Annotated in this window: 12 protein-coding genes; 4 read left to right on the forward strand and 8 right to left on the reverse strand. The window is 71.1% G+C overall.

The features are described 5' to 3' along the window. Positions 1-141 precede the first annotated feature (141 nt). Positions 142-1,173: a bile acid:sodium symporter family protein gene (locus BM430_RS24200; protein WP_093569793.1), complete on the reverse strand. Its 1,032-nt coding sequence runs from the start codon at positions 1,171-1,173 to the stop codon at positions 142-144. Between the two features lie 164 nt (positions 1,174-1,337). Here BM430_RS24200 and BM430_RS24205 point away from each other — a divergent pair, with 164 nt between their 5' ends. Both BM430_RS24205 and BM430_RS24210 read left to right on the forward strand, forming a co-directional pair. Continuing rightward, entirely contained in the window at positions 1,338-2,189 is an 852-nt protein-coding gene (locus BM430_RS24205; RefSeq protein WP_093569794.1) for a LysR substrate-binding domain-containing protein, read from the forward strand. Positions 2,190-2,410: 221 nt separating this feature from the next. Beyond that, positions 2,411-2,932, forward strand: coding sequence for a hypothetical protein (locus tag BM430_RS24210; RefSeq protein ID WP_093569795.1), 522 nt, complete (start codon positions 2,411-2,413; stop codon positions 2,930-2,932). 257 nt (positions 2,933-3,189) lie between these two features. On the opposite strand, the gene mqo is transcribed toward BM430_RS24210, so the two are convergent. The 6 genes from mqo to BM430_RS24240 all read right to left on the reverse strand — a co-directional run bounded on the left by mqo (position 3,190) and on the right by BM430_RS24240 (position 11,302). After that, positions 3,190-4,890, reverse strand: coding sequence for a malate dehydrogenase (quinone) (gene mqo / locus BM430_RS24215; RefSeq protein ID WP_093569796.1), 1,701 nt, complete (start codon positions 4,888-4,890; stop codon positions 3,190-3,192). Positions 4,891-5,342: 452 nt separating this feature from the next. Then, positions 5,343-5,849, reverse strand: coding sequence for a CYTH domain-containing protein (locus BM430_RS24220; protein ID WP_093569797.1), 507 nt, complete (start codon positions 5,847-5,849; stop codon positions 5,343-5,345). Between the two features lie 136 nt (positions 5,850-5,985). Then, on the reverse strand, positions 5,986-6,729 hold the full coding sequence (gene hutC / locus BM430_RS24225) for a histidine utilization repressor (protein ID WP_093569798.1): 744 nt from the start codon (positions 6,727-6,729) through the stop codon (positions 5,986-5,988). 748 nt (positions 6,730-7,477) lie between these two features. Further along, complete coding sequence (locus BM430_RS24230; RefSeq protein WP_093569799.1) at positions 7,478-9,712, reverse strand: xanthine dehydrogenase family protein molybdopterin-binding subunit; 2,235 nt, start codon at positions 9,710-9,712, stop codon at positions 7,478-7,480. A gap of 22 nt (positions 9,713-9,734) precedes the next feature. Then, the gene (locus tag BM430_RS24235; protein ID WP_093569800.1) at positions 9,735-10,790 is read right to left on the reverse strand and encodes an FAD binding domain-containing protein; all 1,056 of its coding nucleotides are present in this window, start codon (positions 10,788-10,790) and stop codon (positions 9,735-9,737) included. Further along, positions 10,787-11,302 carry a (2Fe-2S)-binding protein gene (locus tag BM430_RS24240; protein WP_093569801.1) on the reverse strand — a complete coding sequence of 172 codons (516 nt, stop codon included), beginning with the start codon at positions 11,300-11,302 and terminating at the stop codon, positions 10,787-10,789. The genes BM430_RS24235 and BM430_RS24240 overlap by 4 nt, the downstream gene beginning before the upstream one ends. 163 nt (positions 11,303-11,465) lie before the next feature. Here BM430_RS24240 and BM430_RS24245 point away from each other — a divergent pair, with 163 nt between their 5' ends. Further along, positions 11,466-11,735, forward strand: a complete 270-nt coding sequence (locus BM430_RS24245; protein ID WP_093569802.1) for a hypothetical protein — start codon at positions 11,466-11,468, stop codon at positions 11,733-11,735. Positions 11,736-11,917: 182 nt separating this feature from the next. Beyond that, positions 11,918-12,883 carry a D-2-hydroxyacid dehydrogenase gene (locus BM430_RS24250; RefSeq protein ID WP_093569803.1) on the forward strand — a complete coding sequence of 322 codons (966 nt, stop codon included), beginning with the start codon at positions 11,918-11,920 and terminating at the stop codon, positions 12,881-12,883. A 265-nt stretch (positions 12,884-13,148) separates the two neighbouring features. Here the strand turns inward: BM430_RS24250 and BM430_RS24255 are convergent, their stop codons facing one another. Further along, a complete protein-coding gene (locus tag BM430_RS24255; RefSeq protein ID WP_244539644.1) occupies positions 13,149-13,559 on the reverse strand; it encodes a tellurite resistance TerB family protein in 411 nt (136 codons plus the stop codon). Between the last annotated feature and the right edge of the window lie 373 nt (positions 13,560-13,932).

Here is a 13,932-nt window from a genome sequence, read left to right on the forward strand (position 1 = left end):
CCGTCGAACAGACCCGAGAAACGGCGCGGCCCCGCCGCGGAACGCGCGACGGGGCCGGACACTCAACAGAGCCGGTACGCAACTTGGCTCTGGTCGAGAATGGCGCGACGGAGTGAATCTTTCGTCAACGCCGCCTGCAACTCAGCGCGCCGCGAGCTTCGCGGCGGGCGCGACGCCGACCCGGGCCGGGCCCTCCTCGGCCAGCACCGGCTGCGGGCGCGCGGCGTAGCGGCGGGCCAGCGCCGCGCAGGCCATCAGCTGGACCTGGTGGAAGAGCATCAGGGGCAGCAGGACGCCGCCGACATCCTGGCCGGAGAAGATCACGTTCGCCATCGGCACGCCGGAGGCCAGGCTCTTCTTCGAGCCGCAGAACACGATGGTGATCTCGTCCTCCTTCGAGAAGCCGAGGAGGCGGCTCGCGGCGGTCGTGATCGCGAGCACGAGCGCGAGCAGCACCAGGTCGACGACCAGCATGGTGGCCAGCGCCGGCAGGGGCGTGCGGCTCCACAGGCCGGTCACCACCGCGTGGCTGAAGGCGATGTAGACGATGAGCAGGATCGAGCCGCGATCGACCACCATGGTCAGCGGCTTGTGCCGGGTCAGCCACGGGCCGAGCCGCGGCTGCAGCAGCTGGCCGAGGGCGAAGGGCAGCAGCAGCTGCGCCATGATCTTGCCCACCGCCCCCCAGTCGAAGCCGTGGTGGCTGCCTTGGGTGTTCAGCAGCACCGCGACGAGGAGCGGGGTGATGAACATGCCGAGGATGTTCGAGGCCGAGGCCGAGCAGATCGCCGCCGGCACGTTGCCCCCCGCCACCGACGTGAAGGCGATCGAGGATTGCACCGTGGAGGGCAGCACGCAGAGGAAGAGCACGCCGGCGGCGAGCGCCGGGGTCAGCAGGGTCGGGCTGAGCAGGCCGGCGGCGAGGCCGAGGATCGGGAACAGCACGAAGGTCGAGGCGAAGACGACGAGGTGCAGGCGCCAATGCACCAGCCCGGCCAACGCCGTCTGCCGGTCGATCCGCGCCCCATGCAGGAAGAACAGCAGCGCGATCATGCCGTTGGCGAAGACGCTGAGCCACTCGGCGGCCTGATCCTGCACCGGCAGCACGCTGCCGAGGATCAGGGCGCCGACGATCATCAGCGTGAAGGTGTCGGGACGAAAGCGGGAGAGCATGGCGGGCCGGAAGGTCTGGAAGGGTCCCGCCTACCTAATCGGACCGGCGCCGGATGGGTACGGAGGCGCCCAGGATTACAGTTATCGTGAGATGCGATAGCATGGCCTCTGCTCATGCAGGATGGGGAGAGCCGCCATGACCTACCTGAAATGATCCGCCCGAAATGACCCGCCTGATCGATCCCGTGCTGCTGCGCACCCTGGCGGCGGTGGTGCGCAGCCGCAGCTTCAGCCGGGCGGCCGAGCAGCTCGGCCTCGGCCAGTCGACGGTGAGCCAGCACGTCCAGCGCCTGGAGGCGCAGGTCGGGCGCCGGCTGGTGGCGCGCGACACCCATTCGGTCGCCCTCACCCCGGAGGGCGAGACGGTGCTCGGCTTCGCCCGCACGGTGCTCGACGCGCACGAGCGGCTGGAGCGGGCGCTCGCCGGCGGTCCGGTGCGCGGCAAGGTGCGGTTCGGCGCCTCGGAGGATTTCGTGCAGAGCCGGCTGTCGGAGGTGCTGCGCGATTTCCGCGAGGCCTATCCGTCGGTCGACCTCGAACTGAGCGTGGCGCTGACCGGCTTCCTGCACGACGCGCTCGCGCGGGGCGAGCTCGACCTCGTCCTCGGCAAGCGCCATGTCGGCGAGACGCAAGGGATGCTGGTGCGGCGCGACCGATTGGTCTGGGTCGGTCTCCCCACGGCGCTGCCGGAGCGGGGCGAGCCGGTGGCGCTCGCGAGCTTTCCGGCCCCCAGCATCACCCGGGCGGTGGCCTTGGCGGCCCTCACCCAGGAGGGCCGGGCCTTCCGCATCACCTGCACCTGTGCCAGCCTCAGCGGCCTGCGCGCCGCGGCGCTCGCCGGCGTCGGCCTGATGGCGCAGCCCCGCAGCCTGATCCCGGACGGGTTGCAGGAGCTCTCCCACGCCGACCTGCCGCGCCTTGCCGACGTCGAGTTCGTCCTGTCCGGCCCCGGCCTGCACCGCGAGCCGAGCCGGGCGCTGGCGCACGAGATTCTGAACGCGGACATCTGGGACTGACTCCGGCGGGCGTTCCTCGATCCCCTGACCCGAAGGCGCGGATTTTACGGGCGGGCCTTCGGTCTTCCTTAAGGCTGGATCGCGGCTGCGATTGCCGACCGCGCGAAACCCCGTAGGATGTTTTCGCTCAAGACTTGCATCGTGGGATGTGCATCCTGGCGCCGGGATAGACCTGGGGCCGGAACATTTCGCGTCGACCTCCAACACTCAGGACGTTGTCGATGACCAGGGACCCTTTCGTCTGTCTTGCCGCGCTCGCGCTCGCGGCGGGCGCCGGCTCCGTCGCGCAGGCGCAGGTCATCAACCAGCAGATCAACCAGAGCGGCGGCACCACCCACGTCCACATCTACAATCATTCCGGCGGCCCGAGCGCACCGGCCCCGCAGGCGGTCCTCGGCGCGGCACCCCGGGGCGGGTCGTACTGGGACCACAACGATTCGGTGATGGTGCTGGTGGCGGACGGCGCGCGGCGGCGGTTCTTCTATCACCGGCCGCGTCCCGGCATGGCGGAGGCCGGCGCCCGCAGCGGCAGCCTGCTGTTCGACGGCGTGCGGCGCGGCAACACCTATTCGGGCACAGCGACGGTCTTCGCCGGCGCCTGCGGCACCTTTACCTACAGCGTCGACGGCTACGTGGTGGCCGACCGCCGGGTGGTGATGCGTGGGATGGCCCCCCGGGTGGACCGGCGCACCTGCGGGGTCTTCGATCATCGGCCGGATGAGTTGGCGTTTGATCTGATGTGAAGCAGAGGCTGGAGGCTCGCGCGTGAACCCTCCCCCCTCTGCGGGGGAGGGTGGTCCCTGCGTCAGCAGGGGCCGGGAGAGGGGACCGCGACGCTGATCCAGGGGGCGCTCTTCAGAATGGTTCCGCCTTGTCCGGAAGCGGCGCCCCCTCTCCCGCCCGGCTCCCTCCCCCGCAGAGGGGGGAGGGGAAAAAACCCGCGCCTTGTTCTAACGCCGGGAAGCTACACGGCCCGCGCGATCCCGCGAACCGCGCCCCCTCACGGCGCCAGATCGTGCACCGGCGCCTTCACCGGGGTGTCGCTGCTGTTGAGCACCGTATCGCTCACCGGGGTGGCTTTGAGCGGGCCGCGGTCGATCGCCGGCGGGGCCGGCAGCTGCAGCTGCTCGCTGGTATAGGCCCATGCCTGCGCCACCTTCTCCGGATCGTCGTTGAGGCGCTGGCCGTAGCTCGGGACGATCTGGCGGATCTTCGCCTGCCACTCGGGGGTGGCGACGTTCTTCGCGAAGACCTTCTGGAGCACCTCGAGCATGATCGGCGCCGCCGTCGAGGCGCCCGGCGAGGCGCCGAGCAGGGCGGCGATGCTGCCGTCCTTCGCGTTGACGATCTCGGTGCCGAGCTTCAGCACGCCGCCCCTGTCCTTGTCGCGCTTGATGATCTGCACGCGCTGGCCGGCCTGCCACAGGCGCCACTCGCCCTTCTTGGCATTGGGGAAGTACTCCCGCAGCGCCGCCAGGCGGTCGTCGTCGGAGAGCATCAGCTGGCCGGCGAGGTATTCCACCAGCGGGAACTCGTCGAGGCCGACCCGCATCATCGGCCAGACGTTGCTGGTCGTGGTCGAGGTGAGCAGGTCGAGATACGAGCCCTCCTTCAGGAACTTGGTCGAGAAGGTCGCGAAGGGGCCGAACAGCAGGACGCGCTTGCCGCCGAGCACCCGTGTGTCGAGATGGGGCACCGACATCGGCGGCGAGCCGACCGAGGCCTTGCCGTAGGCCTTGGCGAGATGGAGCGTCGCGACATCCGGGTTCTCGTTGATCAGGAACGAGCCGCCGACCGGGAAGCCGGCATAATCCTCGCCCTCCGGGATGCCGGAGGCCTGGAGCAGGTGCAGGGCGCCGCCGCCGGCGCCGATGAACACGAACTTGGCGTCGACCGCCTGGCGCGAGCCGTCCTTGAGGTTGCGCGCGGTGACCCGCCACGAGCCGTCGGCGTTCTTCGCGATGCCCTGGACCTCGGTCGAGACGTCGAGACGGAAGGTCTTCTGGCGCTGGAGGTGGGCGACGTACTGGCGGGTGACCTCGCCCCACTCGACGTCGGTGCCGAGCGGCGACCAGGTGGCGGCGACCTTCTGGTTCGGGTCGCGCCCCTCCATCATCAGGGGGACCCACGTCTTCAGCTGCTCGGGGTCGGTCGAGAACTCCATCCCGGCAAACAGCGGGCTCGCCTTCAACGCCTCGTAGCGCTTCCGGAGATAGGCGATGTTGTCGTCACCCCAGACGAAGCTCATGTGGGGCGTGTAGTTGATGAAGGTCTTGGGGTCCTTCAGCACGCCGTTCTTGACTTGCCAAGCCAGGAACTGGCGCGTGACCTGGAACGCTTCGTTGATCTCGACCGCCTTGGCGATCTCGACCTTGCCCTTCTTCTCGGGCGTGTAGTTCAGCTCGGCGAGGGCCGAGTGGCCGGTGCCGGCATTGTTCCAGCCGTTCGAGCTCTCCATCGCGACCGTGTCGAGGCGCTCGAGCATCCGGATCGACCAGCCCGGCTCCAGCTCGTTCAGCCACACGCCCAGCGTCGCGCTCATCACGCCGCCGCCGATCAGCAGCACGTCGACCTTGTCGGCCCCTTGCGCCAGGGCGAGCGAATCGGGCAGCGCCGAAGCCGCGAGGCCGACGGCCGCGCCGCCGAGGATCTGGCGCCGGTTCATGCCGGTCGCGCTGGTGGTCGTGTCGTCGGCACGCATGGCCAAACCCCGTTCTGCTCCAGGACCGGCGGGCGCGCGCGCCCCCGGCCGTGACAGGCGTCCGTTCGCGGGCGAGCCGCCGGCTCGCCGCACAAGGCCTTTTCGGGTGGTTTCCTCGAAGGGCGGCCGCGGTACCCCGACGCTGTCGGTCCCTCGCGGCCTGGGAATCCCCGCGCGCGTCCGGATGGTCCGGAGGGCGGGGCGGCGTCCGCTTCGCCCGCTCTTCGCGGCGGCCTGACGGCCGCTTCGGGGGCTCTTTGGAAGACGCAGGCTGGTGTGGCTCGGTTATTCTGGGGCCGCGTCTTAGACGATGCCTGGGCAAAGGACAACGACCGCCCGGCAATGGGCCCGGCCGCGGCATTTATCGCCGGGTCATGCTGTGGAATGCCGGTATGTCCTCGCCGGCAGGTCCGCTTCGGTGACGATTCGGTGTCCCGCCGGCGCCCGTATCCTCACAGGCGTGCCGCGATCACCTCGGTCAGGGTCACCGGGCGGCCGGCCTCGCGGGCGAGCCGCAGCAGGGTCGACTGGCGAAAGCGGGCATCGGCGGTGACCTCGCGGCCGAGCCAGTCCGGCAGGGCGACGACCTGCGCCTCGTGCTCCAGCTCGACCTCGGCGAGCACCATGCCGGCGAGCGCGCCGCCATACTCGTCCACGGTCCAGACCATCCCGTCATGCGGCACGCAGTGGCGCGTCTTCTCGATCAGGCAGGTCTCGCAGACGAGGCGCAGCATGTCCGCGGCCTCGTCGCGCGGGATCTCGTACTCGAATTCCGGCCGCGACAGGCCCTCGCGCCGGCCCTTGACGGTGAGCCAGGCCCGCTCGTCGTCGAGCCGCACCCGAACCTTGCCGCCTGCGAACTCGCCCACGAGCCCGTCCGTCAGCCGGTGCCGGCTCACCGCCCGCTCGCGCCATCCCGCATGGGCGACCAGGAACTTCCGCTCGACCTCGTACCGCATCACCCTCGACCGTTCGTGCCCCGCCGCGCGGCGGCGGGCGCCGGGCGCTGACCGTACGGAACGCCCGACAAGCCCGGCCGTTGCCGGGGCGGCGCGGCTGATAGCCGATCGGGCCTGTGAGGGCTAGAGTATGACGTCAGTTACGTGACGGCGCGAAACGGGCGACGAGTTCGTGCGCCTCGCCCGGATAGGTCAGCCGCACGACGGTGACCGGGCGTGCGGCGCTCCAGGTGCGGCGCTCGACGACGAGGCAGGGCGTGCCCGGGGGGCAGGCCATCGCGGCGGCGAGGTCGGCATCGGCGCTCCGGGCGCGGATGCGGTGCTCGGCCGCGCTCCAGGGCACGTGGTGGACGAGCCACGCCCCCGGGGGCTCGACGGCGAAGTCCTGCGCCTCGGCCTCGGGCACCGCCGCGAGGTGGATCAGCCGCTCCTCCAGGCAGAACGGCCGCGGCCCGGCCTCGTGCCGGCCGGTCAGCGCCAGGACCGGGGCCGGCGCGTCGAGCCCGAGCGCCGCGCGGTCGGCTTGCGTGCTGCGCCGGCGGCGGCGCTGGAGCAGGACGAAGCGGTACGGCAGGCCGAGCGCCTCGACCTCGCTGCGGATCTCCGGGATCTCCAGCACCGCCGATTGCGAGTGCGGCTGGCGCACGAAGGAGCCGACCTTGCGCCGCCGCTCGATCAGCCCGGCGGCGGCGAGCTGGGTCAGCACCTTGTTGACGGTCATCCGCGAGCAGCCGAACTGTGCCGTCAGCTCGTGCTCGAACGGGATGCGGTGGCCGGGGGGCCAGCGGCCGGACAGGATGTGGCCCTGAAGTTCGGAGAGGATCTGCTGGTGCAGCGAGACCGGCCGGGCCTCGGGGCGGGCGGGGTCGTGGGCGGTCATCGGGAATCAGATCCGCTCTCTCGCGCGCACGCGCCGTCTCCTGCAACCGACCTTGACGACGGGCCGGCCGCCTCTCTCCTACCCGAGCCCGGCGCCGGACGCTGCATGACATTTCGATCTGGCTCGTCGCGACAACAGGAAGTCGCGGGATCCCCTCTCCCGTGTGGCGACGGCCTTGACGGAAGTAAGCCTCGCGCGAGGAGGGCGCCGGCGAGGATGGCGGAGAAGCGTTGCCATCCGCGCCCGACGACCTTGGGACCGGGTGGCGCGTCAGGAGCGTTCCAGCCGCCGTGGCAGGCCACGATCCGCACGAACCAGCTCATACCGACGGGGTGAGGGTTGCGCAGGTGGTCGGTGCTACCCTCGCAGGTCCGCCCCAGTTCCGCGACCACTGGCAGAGTGAACCGCCCCGGGTTTCCCGGAGGCTCCAACTTCTGAGATCCTGTTCGATTGATCGATAGATTATCCCACCCACGCCCTCATCCTGAGGTGTCAGTCGATTGAAGATCGACTGACCTCAAAGGAAGCTTCCAGAAGTCTCGCGATCCCTGGAGGCCTCCTTCGAGGCTCGTTTCACTCGCACCTCAGGATGAGGGCGTGGGTGAGAGAAAGGTGGCGGCCAGCGCCGTCCTCACAATCAAGCAGGCTCCAAGTCTTGGTCCTGTCGTATCTTCTTCAACGAACCCGCATCCACTTCGCCGGAAAAATGCTCCAGCCCGCAGAAGGGGGAGGGTCCAGACGCGCTCCCCTACAGCAGCTTGTCCAGCGTCACCGGCAGCGTCCGCACCCGCTTGCCCGTGGCGTGCCAGATCGCGTTCACGATCGCCCCGGCGCTGCCCGTGACCCCGATCTCGCCCACGCCCTTGATCCCGAGCGGGTTGACGTGCGGATCCTCCTCCTCGACCAGGATCGCCTCCAGCGAGGGCACGTCGGCGTTCACCGGCACGTGGTACTCGGCGAGGTTGGCGTTCATCGGCCGGCCGGTGCGCGGGTCCATCACCGCCTGCTCGTGCAGGGCGAAGGAGACGCCCCAGATCATCCCGCCGTAATACTGGCTGCGCACCAGCCGCGGGTTGATGATCCGCCCGGCCGCGAAGGCGCCGACAAGGCGCGTCGCGCGGATCTGGCCGAGATCGGGATCGACCGTCACCTCGGCGAAGACCGCGCCGTGGGCGTGCATGGCGTAGTGCTCCCGCGCCGCGTCGGGCCCGGCGGCGCCCTTGCCCTCGACGGAATCCCGGCCGGCCCTCTCCAGGATCTCCGTGAAGGCCTCGGACCGGCTCTCGTCGTCCCGCCGCACCAGCCGGCCGCCGCGGGCGATCACCCCGGCATTGCCGGCGCCGTAGAGCGGCGAGCGGGAATCCTGCGTCGCGAGGTCTGTGAGCTGCGCGATGGCGTCGGCCGCCGCGCCCTTGATCGCCGTGCCGGCGGTGGCGGTGTGGGCCGAGCCGCCGGCGATGCCGCCGTTCGGCAGGTCCGAGGAGCCGATGCGGAAGTCGATCGCGTCGATGTCGAGGCCGAGTTCTTCCGCGGCGATCTGGGCGAGCGCCGTCCAGGCCCCCTGACCCATGTCGATGGCGCCGATCGCGACCGCCGCCTCGCCGCTGGCCTTCAGCGTCGCCCGCGCCTCGGCCTGGAACATCAGGGCCGGGAAGGTCGCGGTGCCGACGCCCCAGCCGACGAGAAGCCCATTCGCATCGCGCATCTGTCCGGGCGCCAGCGGACGCCTGCTCCACCCGAAGGCCTCCGCCCCGCGCGCGTAGCACGCCCGAAGGGCCTTCGAGGAGAACGGCTTGCCGGAGGCCGGCTCGGTCTCGGCGTAGTTGCGCAGGCGGAACGCCAGCGGGTCCATGCCGCAGGCCTCGGCCATCTCGTCGATGGCGGCCTCCAGCGCCGCGCTGCCCGAGGCCTCGCCCGGCGCACGCATGAACAGCGGCGTGCCGGTATCGAGCCGTACTGCCCGGTGCCGGGTGGCCAAAGCTGGCGCGGCGTAGAGCGTGTGCGAGACGCCGCCGCTCGGCTCGATGAAGTCGTCGAAGGTGCTGGTGGCGGTGAGCGTGTGGTGGTCGAGGGCGGTGAGGCCGCCATCCTCGCCCGCGCCGAGGCGCAGGGTCTGGCGGGTCGGGGCGCGGTGGCCGACCGGGCCGAACATCTGCGGCCGGCTCATGACGAGCTTCACCGGCCGGCCGACGAGGCGGGCCGCCATGATGCCGAGCACCTGCGGGCCCGCCACCATCCCCTTCGAGCCGAAGCCGCCGCCGAGGAACGGGCTGCGGATGCGGATGTCGCTGGCTGAGATCCCGAACAGGCCGGCGATGCGCCCTTGTGCCATCGCCAGCCCCTGCGAGGGCATGTCGAGGTCGAGCTTATCACCGTCCCAGGTCGCCACGACGGCGTGCGGCTCCATCGCGTTGTGGTACTGGGCCGGCGTCTCGTAGGCCGCCTCGATCGTCCTCGCGGCGGCGGCCAGGCCCGCTTCGACGTCGCCGGTCTCCAGGTCGGCCGGGTCGCCGACGCCGATCGCCGGCGGGGTGAACTCTTTCGCCGAATCGAGCCCGACCGCCGGCGTCTCGGCCTCGTAGGTGGGGTTGAGCAGCGCGGCGCCCTCGGTCGCGGCCTCCAGGGTCTCGGCGATCACCACCGCGACCGGCTGGTTGGCGTAGCGGACCCGATCGTCCTGCAGCAGGTCGAGCCGGAAGGTGAAGCCGTCATGCTTCTCGTCCGGGTGCTGCGCGAGCTGGGGCTTGTTCTGCGGCGTCATCACCGCGACGATTCCGGGATGGCTCTGCGCCGCCGCGACGTCGAGATGGGTGACGCGGCCGCGGGCGATGCGGCTCACCGCCATCACCGCGTAGAGCATCCCGGGCGGGTGGTGGTCGGCGGCGTAGGCCGCCGCGCCCGTCACCTTCAGGATCCCGTCCCGGCGGGTGAGCGGCTGGCCGAGATTCGAGCCGTGGCGAGCCCGAGGAGCGGTCTCGGACATTTTGGTCTCAGACAGGCGGGTCTCAGACATGAGCGGCCTCCGGGGCGGGAGCGAAAGCGGAACCCGGCAACGCCGGCAGGCGCTCCGGCGTGCCGGACGCGGCGCGGGACAAGGCCCGCACCACGAGGCGGCGGGCGAGCTCGACCTTGAAGGCGTTGTCGCCGGAGGGTTTTGCCCCCGCGAGGGCGGCGTCGGCGGCCGCCCGGAAGGCGGTGTCGTCGGGCGTGCGGCCGGCGAGCAGGCTCTCCGCTGCCTTCGCCCGCCAGGGCTTGAGGGCGACGCCGCCGAGCGCCAGCCGCGCCTCGGCGATGCGCCCGTTATCGAGCCGCAGGCCCACCGCGGCCGAGACCACCGCGAAGGCGTAGGACGTGCGGTCGCGGACCTTGAGGTAGCGGCTGTGGCCGGCGAAGGCGGCGGCCTCCGGCGGCAGGACGAGGGCGGTGATCAGCTCGCCGGGTTCGAGCACCGTCTCGCGCTCCGGCGCGTCGCCGGGCAGGCGGTGGAAATCCTCGAGCGGCACGGCGCGCGTCCCGGCGGGACCGGCGATCTCGACGCTCGCGCCGAGCGCCACGAGGGGCACGCAGAAATCCGACGGGTGGGTGGCGATGCAGGCCTCGCTCCAGCCGAGGATCGCGTGGAGCCGCGTCTCGCCGCCCCGCGCGTCGCAGCCGCTGCCGGGTGCGCGCTTGTTGCAGGCGCTGGCGGTGTCGGCGAAGTACGGGCAGCGGGTGCGCTGCATCACGTTGCCGGCGGCCGTCGCGGCGTTGCGCAATTGCGCCGAGGCGCCCGACAGCAGCGCCTCCGCCACCGCCGGGTAGGCCTTGGCGAAGGCGGGGTCGTGGGCGAGGTCGCTGTTGCGGGCGAGCGCCCCGATCCGCACCGAGCCGTCGTCCCGCCGCTCGACCGCCGCGAGGCCGGGCAGGCGGGTGATGTCGACGAGGCGGGTCGGCCGGCTGACGTCGCCCTTCATCAGGTCGAGGAGGTTGGTGCCGGCGGCGAGGTAGGCGGCGCCGGGGGCCGACCCCGCGGCGAGCGCGCCGGCGACGTCGGTGGCGCGGACGTACTCGAACGGGATCATGCCGCCTCTCCCTGCCGGGTGGCCGGATGCCGGGTTGTCTGATTCATGGCGCCCTGCGCCTCCAGCACCGCCTCGGTGATGCCCGCGTAGGCGCCGCAGCGGCACAGGTTACCGCTCATCGCCTCGCGCACCCGCTCGGGATCGTTGCCGGCCTGCGCCTCGCGGATCAGCCCGACGGCGCTCATGATCTGGCCCGGGGTGCAGAAGCCGCACTGGAACCCGTCATGGGCGATGAAGGCCTCCTGCACCGGGTGCAGGCGGTCGCCCTCCGCCAATCCCTCGATCGTCAGGATTTCGGCGCCGTCGAGGCTGATCGCGAGCGCGAGGCAGGAATTGATCCGCCGCCCGTCGACCAGCACCGTGCAGGCGCCGCACTGCCCGCGGTCGCAGCCCTTCTTGGCACCGGTGAGGTGCAGGCCCTCGCGCAGCAGATCGAGCAGGGTGATGCGCGGGTCCGGAATCGGGATCGTGCGCCTCGTGCCGTTCACCGTCAGGACGATGTCGACGCTCATGCGGCTTCCTCCAGGCTAGACGCGATCCAAGGTAATCCTGTGCCCCGCACCGCCCAGGTGCGGCTGCGTGCGGCAGCGCACATGTCGCAGTGAACCTTTCGCCGGGCGGATGGTTGACGCTGCGAAACCGCAACGCGGTCCCCCTCAACTGACAGGTACTGTGATGAAGACCCGCCTCGCCCTTGCCGCGGCCCTGCTGACCGTTGCCGCCGCCCCCGCCTTCGCCCAGGGCGGCACGCCCTACAACCGCGCGGGCTCGCAGGCCGGCGGCCCGCTCGCCGGCCAGGAGCGCGCCTACGGCGCCCCGGGCGGCGCTCCGGCCGTCGACAGCACCGGCAGCGTCGTCGTCTATCCGCGCGACGAGCGCGGCGTGCTGGTCCGCGAGGTGCCCCCGGGCTACGCCCCGGCCGCCCCGTACGTCTACGGCCGCTGATCGAGCACGAGGATCCCGTCCGCCCCGTTCGGGATCATCGCTCTCGCGAGCCGGTGAAGCCCGTCCCTGCGCAAGCGGGGGCGGGCTTTCATGTTTCGACGCGGCGCGCCGGCTTGCCTCGGCCTCGCGCCCGGTGTGAACTCCCGCGGTCCCGCTTCCCCACGCCCGCGAGCCGCCCGCCGATGACCGCACCCGCCCTCGAAGGCCCCATCGTCCTCGCCCACGCCGCCTACCGCCTCGGCGACGCGTACCGGGCGAAGGGCGCGCCCCAGCCCTTCGTCGAGGTGCGCGACCTCGCGGCGCTGGAAGAGGCGGTGGCGGAGGCCGAGGTGCTGGTGGTCTCGGGGCTCTGGCGCCATTCCCTGCTGGAGCGAGCGCCACGCCTGCGCTTCATCCAGTCGGTCAGCGCCGGCACCGACCAGTTCCCGAGGGATCTTCTGCGCGAGCGCGGCATCCGGCTCGCCAGCGCGCAGGGCGGCAACGAGCGCGCCGTGGCCGAGCACGCCCTCGCGCTGATGCTCGGCCTCACCCGCCACCTGCCGGAGGCCCTGCGCAACCAGGCCGCCGCGACCTGGCGGCCGATGATCGCCGATCCGGGCCAGCGCGAGCGGGAGCTCGGCGGCAAAACCCTGCTGGTGATCGGCCTCGGGCGCATCGGCACCCGCATCGCCCGGCTGGCCCAAGCCTTCGATATGCGGGTGATCGGCCTGCGCCGGCGCCCGCTTCAGGCCGGCGATCCGGTCGAGGCGGTGGTCTCGCCCGACCGGCTGCACGAGGCGCTCGGTCAGGCCGACGTGGTGGCGCTCGCCTGCCCGCTGACGCCGGAGACGGAAGGTTTGATCGACGGGGCGGCGCTCGCGGCGATGAAGCCCGACGCGCTCCTGATCAACGTCGCCCGCGGCCGCGTGGTCGACCAGGACGCCCTGGCGCGGGCGCTCGCCGAGGGTGGCATCGCCGGCGCCGGCCTCGACTGCTTTCGCGACGAGCCGCTGCCGCCCGAGGCGCCGTTCTGGCGCATGCCGAATGTGATCGTCACCCCCCACAGCGCCGGCGAGACCAGCCTCTACGAGGGCCGGGTGATCGACCTGCTGATCGAGAATCTGGGGCGGCTGCGGCGGGGGGAGGAGTTGGTGAACCCGGTGGTGTGAGGGCGACCGCGAAGCGTGGTCCGCCCACGTCGGGATACCGGTTCCCTTTTCCGGACGACTGAAGCGTCAGCGGAAGGAGATCCGGAATCCAGGAGAGACGTGCCGCGAAGCGGCTCCTTGACTGCGCCGTTGCAGGCGCAAGGACGCTTCGCGACTTTTTGCGCTGGATCCCGGGTCCCATTCCGCTGTCGCTGCATGGGCCCGGGAAAGGGCGTTGCGCCTGGACGGATGCCGGGGCGTCCCCCTCCGACGCCCGGCCCCCGCCTCAGCGATCCAGCACCGCCCGGTCGTTCTTCGCCACCAGGGCCCGGAAGTACGGGTTCAGGTCGTTCTCGGAGAGGCCGAAGGCCTGGGCGAACTGCATGATCAGCTGCTGCTCGCCCGCCTCGGCCTCGCCGTCGGCCATGGCGCTGTCGATCATGTTGAGGATGATGCAGAGCCGCTGCTCGGGGCGCAGGCGGGGCGCGGCGTCGGCCAGGAACTGGGCCGGCTGGGTGGCGCGGGCGTACTTGACGGCGGATTCGAGACTCTGGCGCGTCGCGTTGCGGCCGAGCACCGACATCAGGTGGCCGATCTCCTCCGGGTCGATCTCGCCGTCGGCGCTCATGCAGTAGATCAGCGAGACCGCGAGGCAGGTCCGCGGCGTGAGGTCGAGCGAGGTCTGCGACTTGAACATGTTGAACATCGTCGGGGGCCCCTGGCAATATGATCTGGATCTGTGCTGAAGCAGCGATCAGCGCAGACGCTCGATTACCGCAACGGCGCGGCGGTGTCGATCGCCATGAGACCGATCGAGAGCGAGTATTTTTGCCGGGAACCGTATTCCATTTGCCGGCTTAAACTCCCATATAGCGGTCGATCGGACTCTGATACGTTTGTCATGCGGATTTAATCCCCGTCCAATACTCGAAAATCCTTGAGTCCGGGCGGCCGGGTAATCGGCATGGTCCTGCACGGTCGCGTCACCGCCCCGGCCGTCGCCCTGTGCCGACGACCGCCACCGGACCAACATACCTTGCGATAAACCCACGATCATTCTCAGTCACAGG

This window comes from Methylobacterium sp. 174MFSha1.1, from assembly GCF_900116815.1.
GTDB lineage: Bacteria > Pseudomonadota > Alphaproteobacteria > Rhizobiales > Beijerinckiaceae > Methylobacterium.